Below are 13560 nucleotides of genomic sequence, written 5' to 3'. Positions count from 1 at the left end.
TCAGTTCGGGAGGGGCGGCCCAGCTCCTAATAGCCAGGAGCGGCGGGCCCCCTTGCAGAGGACCCGCCGCTGCCCGTCAGCGGTTTGCGCCCAGCGCCGCCCAGGCCTTGTTCCGGCGTTCGGCAAGGTCCCGGCGGGCCGCCAGTGCATCAGCCAGGCTGACAGCGGCAAACCGGGTCGCCGTTCCCGGCGCAGCCCGGGCCACCAGGTCCATGTCCGCGCTGATCACGGTGCCCACCATCGCGTAGCCGCCGCCGGAGACGGCATCGCGGTGCAGGATGATCGGCTGGGTGCCACCGGGAATCTGGATGGATCCCACGGCATACCCCGCGTCCACGATGTTGGAAGGGTCCGAGCCTGCGCCGAACGGCTGTTCGCGCTCCTTCCATTTCACCCCCGGTCCGGAGTAGCGAAGACCCATCCGGTCAGCCACGGGAGTCACCTTCCACTCCTCGTCGAGGAGATTGCCCAGGCCTTCCTCGGTCAGGCGGTGGTCGTACAACCCCAGCACGATCCGGACTTCCTGCTCCTTGGCGAAAACAGGCCGGAATTCATCCGGGACGCTTTCGGCCTGGGGGAGTTTTCCGCCATTGAGGGGAGCGCCCACGGGGACAACGTCGCCCGCCTCGAGCTTGCGGCCCTTGAACCCGCCGATGGCGCCCAGGCTGTACGTGGACCGGCTGCCGAGCACCTCCGGGACGTCGATGCCGCCCTGGACAGCGATGTAGTAGCGGGTGCCGCCCTGGATGACGCCGAAGGAAAGCTGGTCCCCGGCCTTCAGCAGCAGGCGGCTCCACTGCGGCCGCGGCTCCCCGTTGACCTTCACGTCCACAGGGGCTCCGGTGACGGCGATGACGGCGTCGCTGTCGGTGGTCAGCACCGGGCCCAGGTAGGTGCACTCAAGAACCGCTTCGCGTGCCGTGTTGCCCACCAGGGCGTTTCCCAGCTCCGCGGAGTACTGGTCCATGGAGCCGCTCTGCGGGATGCCCACGTTGTAGTGGCCCGTGCGCCCCTGGTCCTGGACCGTGGTGGCCAGGCCCGGGTTTCCAATTTCAAATGCCATTGAGGGCCTCCATGAGTTCACGGTTGTAGCCTTCCGGGTCGGCCAGCGCCTTGGACAGCTCGAACGTCACCGGCGCCTGCCGGTAGCGGAAGGTGCCGGCGGCGATCTCCGCCTGGATGGCGTTGTATTCCGCCTCCGTGACCGGTTTGAACTTCACGATGTCCCCGGGGCGGAAGAACACCATGAAGTCCTTGAAGTCCGCCAGGGCCTGGTCGGGGTCGAAGATGGGCGCAGCGGCCACGCCGAACATCTGGTACCCGCCGGCACCCCGGACGGAATAGATGCAGCCGAAGCATCCGCCGTGCCCCACGGTCAGCTTGGGGGTGTCAGTCCGCGGGCTCAGGTACTTCGGGACCTCCAGCTGCTTCTCGCGGTCCACCAGCTGGAACAGGAACGGCAGCCCGGCCACGAAACCGACCATGGACACCAGCCACGGCTGTTCGTGGTGCCGCTGGATGAACTCCGCGGCGTCCTTGAGGTGGTTGACCTTGGCCGCGTAGTCGATGTCGCTGCCTTCGGGCTCCTGGTGGAACCCTTCGCGGAACCGCTGTGCCACTTCCGCGGTGAACGGGTCCTCGTACCAGACGGGGACTTCAACGATCCGGGTCTCCAGTGCCCGTTCCTGGTGGGACGTCAGGTCCCGCTCGATGTCGCGCACGGCAGTTTCCAGCTGCTCAGGAGGCAGGACGTCCGGATCGAAGCGCACCAGCAGGGATGCGTTGGCCGGGCAGATGTCCACGATTCCCGGGAGCCCGGCGTCGGAGAGCCTGCCGGCGATGGACATGACCTTGAAGTTCGCGGGCAGGCTCATGGCCTCGGAGACTTCCACGAACAGGAATTCGTCCCCGCCCCAGGTGTAGCGCGCACCCGGGAGGACGGCGGCTTCGGTGGTCATTTTGCCCCCATGAGGTCGGCTGCGGTTTCAATGAACTTGGAGTGGTGGCTGACCTCGGCGAATTCGGGCCGGGCCAGTAGTGCCAGGTGCACGGGGACCGTGGTCTTGACCCCTTCGATGTGTGTTGCCTCCAAAGCCGCCACGGTGGCCGCGATGGCGGCATCCCGGTCCGGTGCGTGGACTGCCAGTTTGGCCAGGAGGGAGTCGTAGTAGGGGCTCACCACCGAGCCTGCTTCCACCCCGGTGTCCACCCGGATGCCCTCACCCGATGGCCAGTCCAGGGACCGGATGGTTCCCGGGCTGGGGAAGAAGTGGTGGTTGGGGTCTTCCGCGTTGATGCGGCATTCGATGGCGTGGCCGCTGAAGTGCACGTCGTCCTGGGAAAGGGTCATGGCTCCGGTGGAGGCAATCAGGAGCTGCTCGCGGACCAGGTCCACGCCGGTAATCTGCTCGGTGATGGGGTGCTCCACCTGGATGCGCGTGTTCATTTCAATGAATGCGGCTTCGTGGTTGACGGGGTCGTACAGGAACTCCACGGTGCCCGCTCCGTGGTAGCCGCACTGGCGGGCAAGGGCCACGGAGGATTCCCTGATGGTGGCGCGGACGGTGTCCGGGAGGTTGGGGGCGGGGGCTTCCTCGAGTACTTTCTGGGATCGGCGCTGCATGGAACAGTCGCGGTCTCCGAGGTGGATGAAGTTGGTCCCGTCGCCCAGGACCTGCACCTCCACGTGGCGGGCATGCTCCACGAACCGTTCCAGGTAGACGGTGGGGTCGCCGAAGACGGCGGCGGCCTCGCCCCGGGCCATTTCGATGGTTTCCACGAGCTCGCTTTCGTCGTGCACGAACCGGATGCCCCGGCCGCCGCCGCCGGCGGAGGCCTTCACGACCAGCGGGTAACCGATGGCCCGCGCGACGTCGACGGCGTCGGCTTCCGGATCCAGCGGGCCGTCAGACCCCTTGAGCACGGGTACGCCGGCCTTGGCTGCCGCTTCCCGGGCCAGGGATTTGTTGCCCATCATGGCGATGGTGTCCGCGTTCGGGCCCACCCAGATTAGGCCGGCCTCGGCCACCTTCCGGGCGAAGCCGGCGTTCTCCGAGAGGAAACCGTAGCCCGGGTGCACGGCGTCGCACCCCTGCTCGAGGGCCGCGGCGACCAGGGCGTCCTGGTTCAGGTAGCTGGCGGCGGCCTGGGCGGGGCCCACCACCACGTAGTGGTCGGCTGTCCGGGCAGCCAGCGATTCGGCGTCGGGCTCGCTGACCCCCAGGACGGTTTCGATGCCCATTTCGCGGGCGGTCCGGGCGATCCGCACGGCGATCTCGCCGCGGTTTGCGATGAACAGTTTCATGGGCTGCCTTTATCCTTCCCGGATGACGACGATGGAGTCGCCCGGGTTGACCATGTCGCCTTCGTTGACTTCAAAGGATTCCAGGGTCCCGGCGACGTCGGACTGGATCTCGGTGAACTGCTTCATGATTTCCACGATGCCGATGGTCTGGCCGACTTCGATGGTGTCGCCTTCGTTGGCGAACGGGGGTTTGCCCGGCCCGGGCTTGCGGTAGAAGACTCCGGGAAGGGGTGAAACGATCGTGGCCATGTGCTGCTCGCTTTCAGGAGTGGGTGGATCGGGATGAGTCGAGTGCCTTGCGGACGGCGGAGGCGACGGCGACGGCGTTGGGTGCATCCGAGTGGACGCAGATGCTCTGGAAGGCGATGTTCAGCGGAGTGCCGTCGACGGCGGGCACGGGCCCGCCTGCCACAGCCCGGCTGACGCGTTCCGCGGCGGCGTCCGGGTCGGTGGGTGCGGGGCGTCGCTGGATGAGGAGCTCGCCGCCGGGGCCGTAGTTGAGGTCCACGTAGAGCTCCGCAACGAAGTCCACGCCCATGGCGCGGCACACGGATTCATGGGCGGTCCCGGCCAGGCCGTAGAACGGAACACCGAACTGTTTGGCGGTTCCGGCCGCTGCCTGCATGAGGTCTTCGTCGCCGGCGAGCATGCCGTAGAGCGCGCCGTGGGGTTTGATGTGGTTCAGGGACAGCCCGTTCTTCGCCAGGAAGGCAGTCAGCGCCCCGGTCTGGTAGAGGATGATGGACTCGACCTCCTCGGGGGTGAGCACCATGCGGCGGCGGCCAAAACCCATGGGATCGGGGAGCCCGGGGTGGGCGCCCACGGCCACGCCGTGTTCCGCGGCAAGGGCCACCGTCCGGTTCATGACGTCCGGGTCCCCGGCGTGGTAGCCGCAGGCGACGTTGGCGACGTCGATGATTTCCATGAGGGCGGCGTCGTTGCCGAACTCGTGCAAGCCGAAGCCTTCACCCATGTCCGAATTCAGGAGCACCTGGGCAGGCGTGGTTTCCGTCACGTTTTTTTGCATGCAGGCAACGGTACAGAGGCGGGGACCCGGCCGGAATTGGGCGGATCGCCGAATGTGGCCACGCGGATTATGCTTTTTGCACTAACCAGGAGGGCCTGCCATGCGTGTTGCCGATCTCGCCGCGGATTCCGCGCTGAACATCCGCCTTGCCGTGCCGGGAAGTCCGGGACGCCTGGCCCGGCCCATCGCCTGGTGCGCCCCCACGGAGCACATGGACCCCACGCCCTTCCTCAGCGTCAACGCGCTGCTGCTGACCAATGGGATGGGCCTGAACGTCAAGGACTACCGGATCTGGGATGCCTACGTGGAGCGGCTGATGTCCGTGCCCGTCTCGGGTCTGGTCTTCGGCCTGGGCGCAGCGCACCGGGAACTGCCGCCGGGGCTGGTGAAGGCCTGCGAAGCGCATGGCCTTCCGCTGCTTGAACTGCCTCCGGAGGTGCCGTTCATCCAGGTGATGCGGCACGTGGATCAACTTATCGCCGCCGAACGCTATGCCGAGCTGCGCGCGGGGTGGGACCTGGCGGATGAGTGCACCAGGCTGGCGGCGGGCGGCCACTCGCTGGCGCAGGTCCTGGAACGGGTGGCCACCACCATCCGGGCGCGGGTGGCGGTCCTGGACCACAACGGGTTTGAACTCATGGCGGCAGGTACGGCCGGGGGCGGGACGGCCCGGACCATCCTGAGCCTGCCCAGCGGCGGAATCCTCCGGTTCAGGCTGGCTATCGAGGGAATCAAGAGCAGCCTGGTGCTGCAGCCGCTGCTGGGGCCGGTGGCTGCGGTGATTGCCATGCAGCTGAGCTACACCCTGGGGTCCCGGTCGCCCCTGCATTCGCGGGAAGCTGCCCGGTTGATCGAGGCGCTCTACGAGGCCCGGGGGACTCCGGCGCCGGCCCTGCGGCGCTACGCGGCGGAGGCCGGGTTCGAGCCGGACAGGGAGTGGGGAGTCGTGCTGATCGGCGGTGCGGGGGAGGTTGCGCCGGCCAAGCTGCGGACCATCGCCTGGCGGGTGCGGGTGGGCCTGCAGGCTGAATTCGGGACCGTGCGGTTCATGGAGGAGGCCGGCCTGACGACGGTGCTGGTGCAGCGCGGGGAAGCGGGGATGGAGCTCATGGACGCCGTCCAAAAGTCCTTCCAGGACGGGCCGGAACTGTCCGCCGTCGTCTCCGGGTGCGGGAACCTGGACGAACTGCCGCTGGTGCTCCAGTTGGCCCGCCGCCGGGTGGGCGAGCCGGGGCTCCATCAGGCGCCGGTCGCCGACCTGGCCGGCGTAGTGGAGGGCCTGCCCGGCGCCGGGTTGGTGGCCATGTCCCGGCGGCTCCTGGCCCCGTTGATGTCCGACGGCGGTACGGCCTTGCGCGAAACGCTTGAGGTGTACCTGCGGTACAGCGGGAATACCCGCGAGACCTGCAGGGTGCTCTTCATCCACCGCAACACCCTGACGTACAGGTTGCGCAAGATTGAGGAGCTTCTCCGGGTGGACCTGGACGACGGCGAAGTGCGGGCAACCTGCCTGCTGGCACTGCGGATCGTCGCCGCCGGAACCTAGTTGGCCGCCATTTCCGCGGGCGCCCTGGCGGCGCTGCTTTCGCGGACGAACAGGGTGGGTTCCAGCTGTACGGCTTCGGGCTTTTCGCCCCGGAGCACGGCCTGGATGAGCTGCACCGCCGTCCGTCCGATGTCCGCCATCGGGGAGTGGACCGAGGTCAGTGGAATGGGAAGCTCGGCGGCCAGGGAGGTGTCGTTGTAGCCCACCACGGCCACGTCCTGTCCTACGGCGAGGCCGCGGGAGCGCAGGGCTCCCATCGCTCCGATGGCAGCGAAGTCGTTGACCGCGAAGATGGCGGTGGGGCGCGGCTTGCCGCTGGCGAGGATCTTTTCCCCGGCCTCCCGGCCGCCGGCGGTATCGAACTTGGACCACACCACGTCGTCGTCGGAAATGGTGCCGCCAAGGGAGCGCCAGCGGTCCAGGAAGCCGGCGGTGCGGTCGACGGCGGTGCTTGCGTAGGGCTCGCCTGCGATCACTGCCACCTGCCGGTGGCCCATTTCCCAGAGGTGGCTGGCCGCGAGTTCGCCGCCGACGACGTCGTCGCAGGTGGCGGACGGGTAGCCCGGCACCCGGCGGTTCATCAGCACGAACGGGACCTTCCGGTCGGTCAGTTCCTGCAGGAGGCCGCCGTCAAGGTGGGCGTCGCCAATGATCAGGCCGTCCACCCGCCGGGCCAGCATGAGGTCGATCTTGCGCCGTTGTTCGTCCGGGTTATCGCGCGAGTTCATCACGAACGCGGAGTACCCCACCTCGGCTGAGGCTTCGTCGATACCCTCGTACATGATGGCCAGGACCAGGTCCGAAAGGCGGGGGACGATGACGCCGAGCAGTTTGGTGCGGCGGGTGCGGAGGCTGGCGGCCTGGGGATCGGGCGAGTAGCCGAGCTTGCGGGCCAGCTCACGGACGCGCTCGGCGGTGGCGGCCGAGGCCGCTCCCTTGGCCACGTCGGAACCGGAGTGCAGGACCCTGGAGACGGTGGACGGATGGACGCCCAGCTCCCGAGCCAAATCCTTCAGCGTGACTGTTCCGCCGCCGTCGGCCTTTTCTTTCATGTCCTTCTCCTGCCCACCGGGGCCACTGTAGCCCAGGTCCGCCCGCGCTGCCGGGAAGGGCGCCAAGGCAACCCTTGACGTGACCCGCTTCACATCCTATAGTCGTTCATCAGCGCTACCCAAACGTTTGGGTAGGTGCGCGACCCAAACGTTCCCCGCCGCCTCCACCCCCGGCGCCGCCCCTCGTTTCCATCGCAAATGCCCGTTCTGCGGAAAGTTACCCAATCGATTGGGTTGCGGATTGCGCAGCAAACCACCGGAGCTGAAATGACTGTTACCGACTCCCACGTCGTGCTGCTGGCTACCGGAGGCACCATCTCGTCGCGTTCTTCCCGGGCCGGCGGCGCGGTCGCCTCCGATACCGGCGAGCAGGTGTTCAAAGCCCTCGGTTCGCGGGTCTCCCACCCCGTGCGGGTGCTGGACGTCTTCCAGAAGGGGTCCTACCTCCTGACGTTCGACGACATGCTTCGGATCTGCGCCACCATCCAGGAGGTCCTCATGGACCCCAACGTCCTGGGCGTGGTGGTAACCCACGGCACGGACACCATGGAGGAGACCGCGTACCTCGCCGACCTGACGCACAGCGACGAGCGGCCGGTGGTCTTCACCGGCTCGCAACGCGCGGCTGACTCCGGCGCCCCTGACGGGCCGGACAACCTGGCCCGGGCCATCGCCGTCGCAGGTTCGAAAGAGGGACGGGGAAGGGGCGTGATGGTGCACTTTGCGGGCACGATCTTCCCCGCCGCCGGCGTCCGGAAGAGCCAAACTCTTCGGCTCGATGCCTTTGCAAACCCCGATTTTGGGGTACTTGGCCAGGTATCAGCCCAGGGAGAAGTCGCCCTGGCCGGCGGCGGCACCAGGCTCGAAGCCCTGCCCCTGCCCCAGCCGGGCGGCGGCTCCCCGCGGGTGGACCTCGTTGCCGCCTACCCCGGCGCCGACGCCACCCTGATGCATGCCGCCCTTGAAGCAGGAGCGGAAGGCATCGTCCTGCAAGGAACCGGAAGCGGCAACGCAAATGCCAGCCTCTGCGCAGAGGTCGCCGCCGCCGTCGCGTCCGGCGCCGTGGTGGTCACCAGCACCCGCGTGGACGCGGGTCCAGTTGTCCCGATCTACGGTGCCGGCGGTGGTGGCGAGGACCTGCGCGTGGCCGGTGCCATCAGCTCAGGCCACCTCCGGCCGTCGCAATCGTTGATCCTGCTCAGCCTCCTGCTCAGGACCAACCCCGACCGGACGCGGATCACCGACATCTTCACGCAGCGGGGGAGGCCTCCTGAACCTTCCGCCTGACACCCCAGAACATCCCGGTTTGTACACATTGAAAGGAAAATCTCATGGCTAAGGACATTCAAGTCGCATTCGGCGTGGACGTGGACGCAGTGGCGGGCATGCTCGGCTCCTATGGAGGCGAGGACTCCCCGTGCGACATCAGCCGGGGCCTGTTCAGCGGCGAAGTCGGCGGACCCCGGCTGATCCGTTTGTTCCAGAAATACAATCTCCCGGCAACCTGGTTCGTGCCGGGCCACTCGATCGAAACGTTCCCCGAACTGACGCAGATGATCGTGGATGCCGGGCACGAGATCGGCGTGCACGGATATTCACACGAAAACCCGATCGCCATGACCCGGGAGCAGGAGACAGCCATCCTTGACCGCGCGATCGAACTGATCGAAAAGGTGTCCGGCCGCAGGCCCACCGGCTACGTTGCGCCGTGGTGGGAATTCTCGCCCGTCACCAACGAGATTCTCCTTGAGCGGGGCATCAAGTATGACCACTCCCTGATGCACCGCGACTTCGAGCCGTACTACGTCCGCGTGGGCGACTCGTGGAAAAAGATCGACTACACCAAGGACGCCCAGACCTGGATGGAGCCCCTGGTGCGCGGGCAGGAAACGGACCTGGTGGAGATCCCTGCCAACTGGTACCTCGATGACCTGCCTCCCATGATGTTCATCAAGGCCTCGCCGAACTCGCACGGGTTCGTCAATCCCCGCGACATCGAAGAGATGTGGCGCGACCAGTTCGACTGGGTTTACCGCGAAATGGACCAGGCCGTCTTCACCATGACCATCCACCCGGACGTCTCCGGCCGCCCGCAGGTGCTGCTCATGCTCGAGCGCCTGATCGAACACATCAACTCCCATGACGGCGTCAGCTGGTGCACCTTCGACCAGATCGCCGATTCCTTCCTTTCCCGCAGCCCCCGTAAGGACAAGTCATGACCATCCAAGAACCGGCTGTCGACCTCACGCAGCCCCGCCCGGACGAGAAGCGCCGCTTCCCCGTCTTTTCCAAGCGCCACACCACCACCGCTACCGTTCTTGCCCTGCTTGCCTGGACCGTGGCCGTCTTCGACTACGGCCTGTTCGGCACCCTGCTGCCGGCGATGCAGCAGGAATTCGGCTGGTCAGCCCCCGAGGCGTACGCCATCAACACCTGGATCGCCGTTGGCACCGCCATCGTGTGCTTCGGCATCGGCCCCGTCATTGACCGGCTGGGACGGCGCAAAGGCATGATGACCACCATTGGTGGGACCGCCGTCGTCTCCGGCCTGACGGCACTGATCCCCACGGGGATCCCGTTCCTCAGCAATGCCATGCTGGTGGTGATCCGTTCCTTCGGCGGCCTCGGATTCTCCGAGCAGGCCGTGAACGCGACGTACATGAACGAGGTCTACCAGGTCACGGAGGTGGCCGATAAGCGCAAGCGCCCCGGGTTCCACTACTCCTTCATCCAGGGCGGATGGCCGCTCGGGTTCCTGTTGGCCAGCGCACTGGCCCTCGCCTTCCTGCCCTCCCTGGGCTGGCGCGCCCTGTACCTGATGGCCACCATTCCGGCCGCCGTCATCGTGTGGGTCATCGCCCGCAAGCTCAAGGAAACGCCCCAGTTCGAACTGCACCACAAGCTGACAGAGCTCGAAAAGCACGGAAAGCCGGAGGACGCGCACGCCCTCGCCCACGCCTACGGCGTCGAGCACTCCTCAGCGGCCCCGCTCAAGCGGATCTGGGAACCGCACCTGCGCCGGAACACCTTTGTCTTCTCGCTCGCCTGGATTGTGAACTTCTTCGGCATCACCATCTTCAGCGTCCTGGGCAGCTCGGTGCTGAAGAACGCGAAGGGCGTGGAACTCTCGGACGCCTTCTGGATGCTGATCGTCATCAACCTGCTTGCCTACTTCGGCTACGTCTTCCACGGCTGGCTCGGTGACAAGATCGGCCGGAAGCGCACCATCATCGGCGGCTGGATCCTCTCCGGCATCTCCTTCTCCATCATGCTCAGCCCGATCGCCACCAGCCCGTTCATGATCATCCTGACCTACGGCGCCGGCCTGTTCTTCCTGGTGGGCCCGTACGCCGCCATCCAGTACTTCATGGCCGAGTGCTACCCGGTCAGCTGCCGGGCCACCGGAACCGCGTTCATCGGCGCCATGAGCCAGCCCGGAACCATCATCGGCGGCGCCATCTTCACGGCCATTGCCGCCGGTGCCGGCACCGGCACTGCAGCCCTGTGGGTCGGTGCCCTGGGCACCCTGGTCTCCGGGCTCCTGATGATCGCCGCCAAGCCCCCTGCTGAAGCCCTGATGGAGGACCACCCCCATGACGTCGCCTAACAAAGCCGCCATCATCACCGGTGCCGCCAGCGGCATCGGCCGTGCCCTCGCCGTGCACTACGCCCGCCAGGGGGTGGTGTCCGTCATCGGCACCTTCCCGGGTGACCCCCACGATCCGGAGGAAACCCTCCGGCTGGTCAAGGAGGCCGGGGGCGAGGCGGTGATCCATGAAGTGGATGTCCGCACCACCGCCTCCGTGGATGCCCTGGCCCAGCGGGCCGTGGACGAGTACGGCCGGCTGGACTACGCCATCGCCAACGCCGGGATTCTCCGGAATTCCCCGCTGGGGGAGATGACGGACGAGCGCTGGCACGACATGCTCAACGTGGACCTCACCGGCGTGCTGCGCACGCTGCGTGCCGGGGCAGAGAGAATGACCGACGGCGGCGCACTGGTTGCGGTCTCGTCCATCGCCGGCGGGGTGTACGGGTGGGAGGAACACGCCCACTATGCCGCCGCAAAGGCAGGCGTGCTTGGCCTGGTCCGCAGCGTGGCCGTGGAGCTCGGCCCGCGGCAGATCCGCGCCAACGCCGTGATCCCGGGCCTCATCGAAACCCCGCAGTCCCTGGACCCGGTGAACTCGCTGGGGCCCGAGGGCCTGAAGCGGGCCGGGAACGACATCCCCTGGGGCCGGGTGGGCAAACCGGAGGAAGTGGCCAGCGTGATCGGGTTCCTCACCTCCGATGACTCCCGGTACATCACAGGGCAGGCGCTGGTGGTTGACGGCGGCCTCACCGTGAAGATGCGCGCCTGACAGCCCACCTGAAGAAGGAAAAGACACCATGAACACATCGACCCAAGCCGCTGACCAGGGCCCCGGGAACACCCAAGCCGGGAACGGCCGCGCCCGGGACGGCCGCCGGGTGGTGGTCACCGGCGGTTCCAGCGGGATCGGGAAAGCCATCGCCGAGGCCTTCCTGGCCAACGGGGACCGGGTGGCGGTGCTGGACCGCGCCGGCGGGGACGGTGCCATCCGCGTGGACGTGGCTGATGAAGCCAGCGTGCGGGCGGCCTTCTCCGAGGCCCGCGAGACGCTGGGCGGCATCGACGTCCTGGTCAACAGTGCGGGCCTGCTGACGGAGTCGCCGCTGGAGGACATGTCCCTGGCCATGTGGAACGAGACCCTCACGGTGGACCTGACCGGCGTGTTCCTGTGCTGCCGGGAGGTGGTGGGGGAGATGCGGCAGCGCAAGTGGGGCCGCATCATCAACATCGCCTCCCAGCTGGCCATCAAGGGCGGTGTTGGGCTGACGCATTACAGTGCGGCCAAAGCCGGCGTCGTGGGCCTTTCCAAAGCACTTGCCCTGGAAACGGCGGCGGACAACGTGCTGGTCAATTGCATCGCCCCGGGCCCCATCGAGACGCCGCTGGTGGAGGGCATCTCGGAAAGCTGGAAAGCCGCAAAGCGCGCCGAGCTTCCGCTGGGCCGCTTCGGGACGCCGGCGGAAGTCGCCCCCGCCGCCGTCCTGCTCGCCAGCGACCCCGGCGGAAACCTGTTCGTCGGACAGACGCTGGGGCCTAACTCCGGCGACGTGATGCCGTAAGGAAAGGGAACAACATGTGCGGTGCCTGCGGAAGGACCACCGTGGCGGACCCTGCCCTGGGACCGGTGCGGACCATGCGGCAACACCTGATCGTGGCAGCCACGGTCAACGCCGTCTGCACCGGCCTCCCGGGCGCCCCGAAAGTCACCGCACTTAAGGACGGCTGGCTGATGACCGGCCCCGCCGGGGCCTCCAAACAGTGCCAGACCGTCGAAGAACTGTGGAGCGCCGTGCTCGGCTGTTTCACCGACGCGTCCGTTCTGGACCGGCTGCGAAGGCGCCGGCAGGCGTACGCGGCGGACCCGGCCAACGCGGGCCTGCCCGCCCGGGCGGCCCGGGCTGCTGCCGTACCCCAAACACAAGGAGATTCTGCATGACTGAATACACCCCGCTCTGGTCACCCATCCGGATCGGTACCACCGAGCTTGAGAACCGGGTGGCGTTGGCTCCCATGACGCGGATCAGCGCCACCGAGGACGGGCATGCCACGGAGAGGATGGCGTCCTACTACCGGACGTTCGCCCGCGGGGGTTTCGGGCTGCTGATCACGGAAGGCATCTACCCGGACACCGCCCACAGCCAGGGCTACCACTTCCAGCCGGGCATCGCCACGGAGGAGCAGGCCCGGTCCTGGGCGGACGTGGTGGACGGCGTGCACGCGGCGGGCTCGAAGATCTTCGCGCAGCTGATGCATGCGGGGGCGCAGAGCCAGGGGAACCGGTATGTGACTTCCTCGGTGGGGCCATCGGCGGTGGCACCGAAGGGGGAGCAGCTGGGGTTTTACCGCGGCGAAGGTCCGTATCCTGTTCCTTCCGCGATCACATTGTCCCAGATGAAAGAGGTCCGGGACGGGTTCGTCACGGCGGCGCTGCGGGCGCAGCAGGCCGGGTTCGACGGCGTGGAGATCCACGGTGCCAACGGTTACCTGCTGGACCAGTTCCTCACGGACTACCTGAACCAGCGCGACGACCGCTACGGCGGGTCAGCGGAAAACAGGGTGCGGCTTGCCGCTGAAATCTGCCACGACGTCCGCGAGGCGGTTGGCCCGGGCATGACGGTGGGGATCCGCGTCTCCCAGTCCAAGGTCAGCGACACCGAGCACAAGTGGAGCGGGGGAGTGGCGGAAGCGGAGGTCATTTTCGGCACCCTGGGCGCCACGGGGATCGATTTTGTCCACACCACTGAGTACCGGGCCGCCGAGCCGGCGTTCGCGGATGCGGAGGAGACCCTGGCTGGGCTGGCCAAGCGGTACTCCGGGGTGCCGGTGATCGCCAACGGCAAGCTCGACGATCCGGATACCGCGGTGTCCATGCTGGCGGACGGTTCAGCGGACGTTGTGGCGTTGGGCAAGGGGGCCTTGGCCAACCGGAACTGGCCGCACCTTGTCCGCAACAACCTGGAATTCGGGGAGCTCGACCCCGCCGTCTTCGCTCCTTTGGCGGACGTCAAGGACTGGGAGTTGGAGGACGGGTAGGCCGGG

General features: G+C 67.3%; 14 protein-coding genes. 8 read left to right on the top strand and 6 right to left on the bottom strand.

All coding sequences use genetic code 11. The features are described from left to right. Nucleotides 1-76: 76 nt before the first annotated feature. From AC1DIP_RS16595 to pxpA, 5 genes are read right to left on the bottom strand one after another with little or no spacing between them, the layout of a single operon-like run. The gene (locus tag AC1DIP_RS16595) at nucleotides 77-1063 is read right to left on the bottom strand and encodes a 5-oxoprolinase subunit C family protein (protein WP_477734383.1); all 987 of its coding nucleotides are present in this window, start codon (nucleotides 1061-1063) and stop codon (nucleotides 77-79) included. Continuing rightward, nucleotides 1053-1958: a 5-oxoprolinase subunit B family protein gene (locus AC1DIP_RS16590; protein ID WP_477734382.1), complete on the bottom strand. Its 906-nt coding sequence runs from the start codon at nucleotides 1956-1958 to the stop codon at nucleotides 1053-1055. Before AC1DIP_RS16590 ends, AC1DIP_RS16595 begins: the two co-directional genes overlap by 11 nt. Next, nucleotides 1955-3304, bottom strand: a complete 1350-nt coding sequence (locus AC1DIP_RS16585; protein WP_477734381.1) for an acetyl-CoA carboxylase biotin carboxylase subunit — start codon at nucleotides 3302-3304, stop codon at nucleotides 1955-1957. Before AC1DIP_RS16585 ends, AC1DIP_RS16590 begins: the two co-directional genes overlap by 4 nt. Before the next feature lie 9 nt (nucleotides 3305-3313). Then, complete coding sequence (locus tag AC1DIP_RS16580; protein WP_018770516.1) at nucleotides 3314-3553, bottom strand: acetyl-CoA carboxylase; 240 nt, start codon at nucleotides 3551-3553, stop codon at nucleotides 3314-3316. Between the two features lie 13 nt (nucleotides 3554-3566). Next, complete coding sequence (pxpA, locus tag AC1DIP_RS16575; protein WP_476209730.1) at nucleotides 3567-4331, bottom strand: 5-oxoprolinase subunit PxpA; 765 nt, start codon at nucleotides 4329-4331, stop codon at nucleotides 3567-3569. Nucleotides 4332-4431: 100 nt separating this feature from the next. Between pxpA and AC1DIP_RS16570 the strand changes: the two genes are divergently transcribed. Beyond that, nucleotides 4432-5877, top strand: a complete 1446-nt coding sequence (locus AC1DIP_RS16570) for a PucR family transcriptional regulator (RefSeq protein WP_477734380.1) — start codon at nucleotides 4432-4434, stop codon at nucleotides 5875-5877. On the opposite strand, the gene AC1DIP_RS16565 is transcribed toward AC1DIP_RS16570, so the two are convergent. After that, nucleotides 5874-6929 (bottom strand): LacI family DNA-binding transcriptional regulator, encoded by a 1056-nt coding sequence (locus tag AC1DIP_RS16565; protein WP_477734379.1) that lies wholly within the window; start codon nucleotides 6927-6929, stop codon nucleotides 5874-5876. The two genes, AC1DIP_RS16570 and AC1DIP_RS16565, sit on opposite strands and share 4 nt — an antisense overlap. Before the next feature lie 267 nt (nucleotides 6930-7196). On the opposite strand from AC1DIP_RS16565, the gene AC1DIP_RS16560 reads away from it, so the two are divergent. Genes AC1DIP_RS16560 through AC1DIP_RS16530 form a run of 7 tightly spaced genes read left to right on the top strand, consistent with a single transcriptional unit; the run spans nucleotide 7197 to nucleotide 13554 of the window. Then, on the top strand, nucleotides 7197-8216 hold the full coding sequence (locus AC1DIP_RS16560; RefSeq protein ID WP_477734378.1) for an asparaginase: 1020 nt from the start codon (nucleotides 7197-7199) through the stop codon (nucleotides 8214-8216). A 44-nt stretch (nucleotides 8217-8260) separates the two neighbouring features. Then, complete coding sequence (locus AC1DIP_RS16555; protein WP_477734377.1) at nucleotides 8261-9148, top strand: polysaccharide deacetylase family protein; 888 nt, start codon at nucleotides 8261-8263, stop codon at nucleotides 9146-9148. After that, nucleotides 9145-10536, top strand: coding sequence for an MFS transporter (locus tag AC1DIP_RS16550; RefSeq protein ID WP_477734376.1), 1392 nt, complete (start codon nucleotides 9145-9147; stop codon nucleotides 10534-10536). The genes AC1DIP_RS16555 and AC1DIP_RS16550 overlap by 4 nt, the downstream gene beginning before the upstream one ends. Next, nucleotides 10523-11290: an SDR family NAD(P)-dependent oxidoreductase gene (locus AC1DIP_RS16545; protein ID WP_477734375.1), complete on the top strand. Its 768-nt coding sequence runs from the start codon at nucleotides 10523-10525 to the stop codon at nucleotides 11288-11290. Before AC1DIP_RS16550 ends, AC1DIP_RS16545 begins: the two co-directional genes overlap by 14 nt. Before the next feature lie 28 nt (nucleotides 11291-11318). Then, nucleotides 11319-12080 carry an SDR family NAD(P)-dependent oxidoreductase gene (locus AC1DIP_RS16540; RefSeq protein ID WP_477734374.1) on the top strand — a complete coding sequence of 254 codons (762 nt, stop codon included), beginning with the start codon at nucleotides 11319-11321 and terminating at the stop codon, nucleotides 12078-12080. Nucleotides 12081-12121: 41 nt separating this feature from the next. After that, nucleotides 12122-12457: a hypothetical protein gene (locus tag AC1DIP_RS16535; protein ID WP_477734373.1), complete on the top strand. Its 336-nt coding sequence runs from the start codon at nucleotides 12122-12124 to the stop codon at nucleotides 12455-12457. Then, nucleotides 12454-13554: an oxidoreductase gene (locus AC1DIP_RS16530; protein ID WP_159632689.1), complete on the top strand. Its 1101-nt coding sequence runs from the start codon at nucleotides 12454-12456 to the stop codon at nucleotides 13552-13554. Before AC1DIP_RS16535 ends, AC1DIP_RS16530 begins: the two co-directional genes overlap by 4 nt. Nucleotides 13555-13560 lie beyond the last annotated feature (6 nt).

It is taken from the genome of Pseudarthrobacter sp. 05T312 (assembly GCF_056396685.1).
This window is presented reverse-complemented; position numbering and strand designations above follow the sequence as displayed.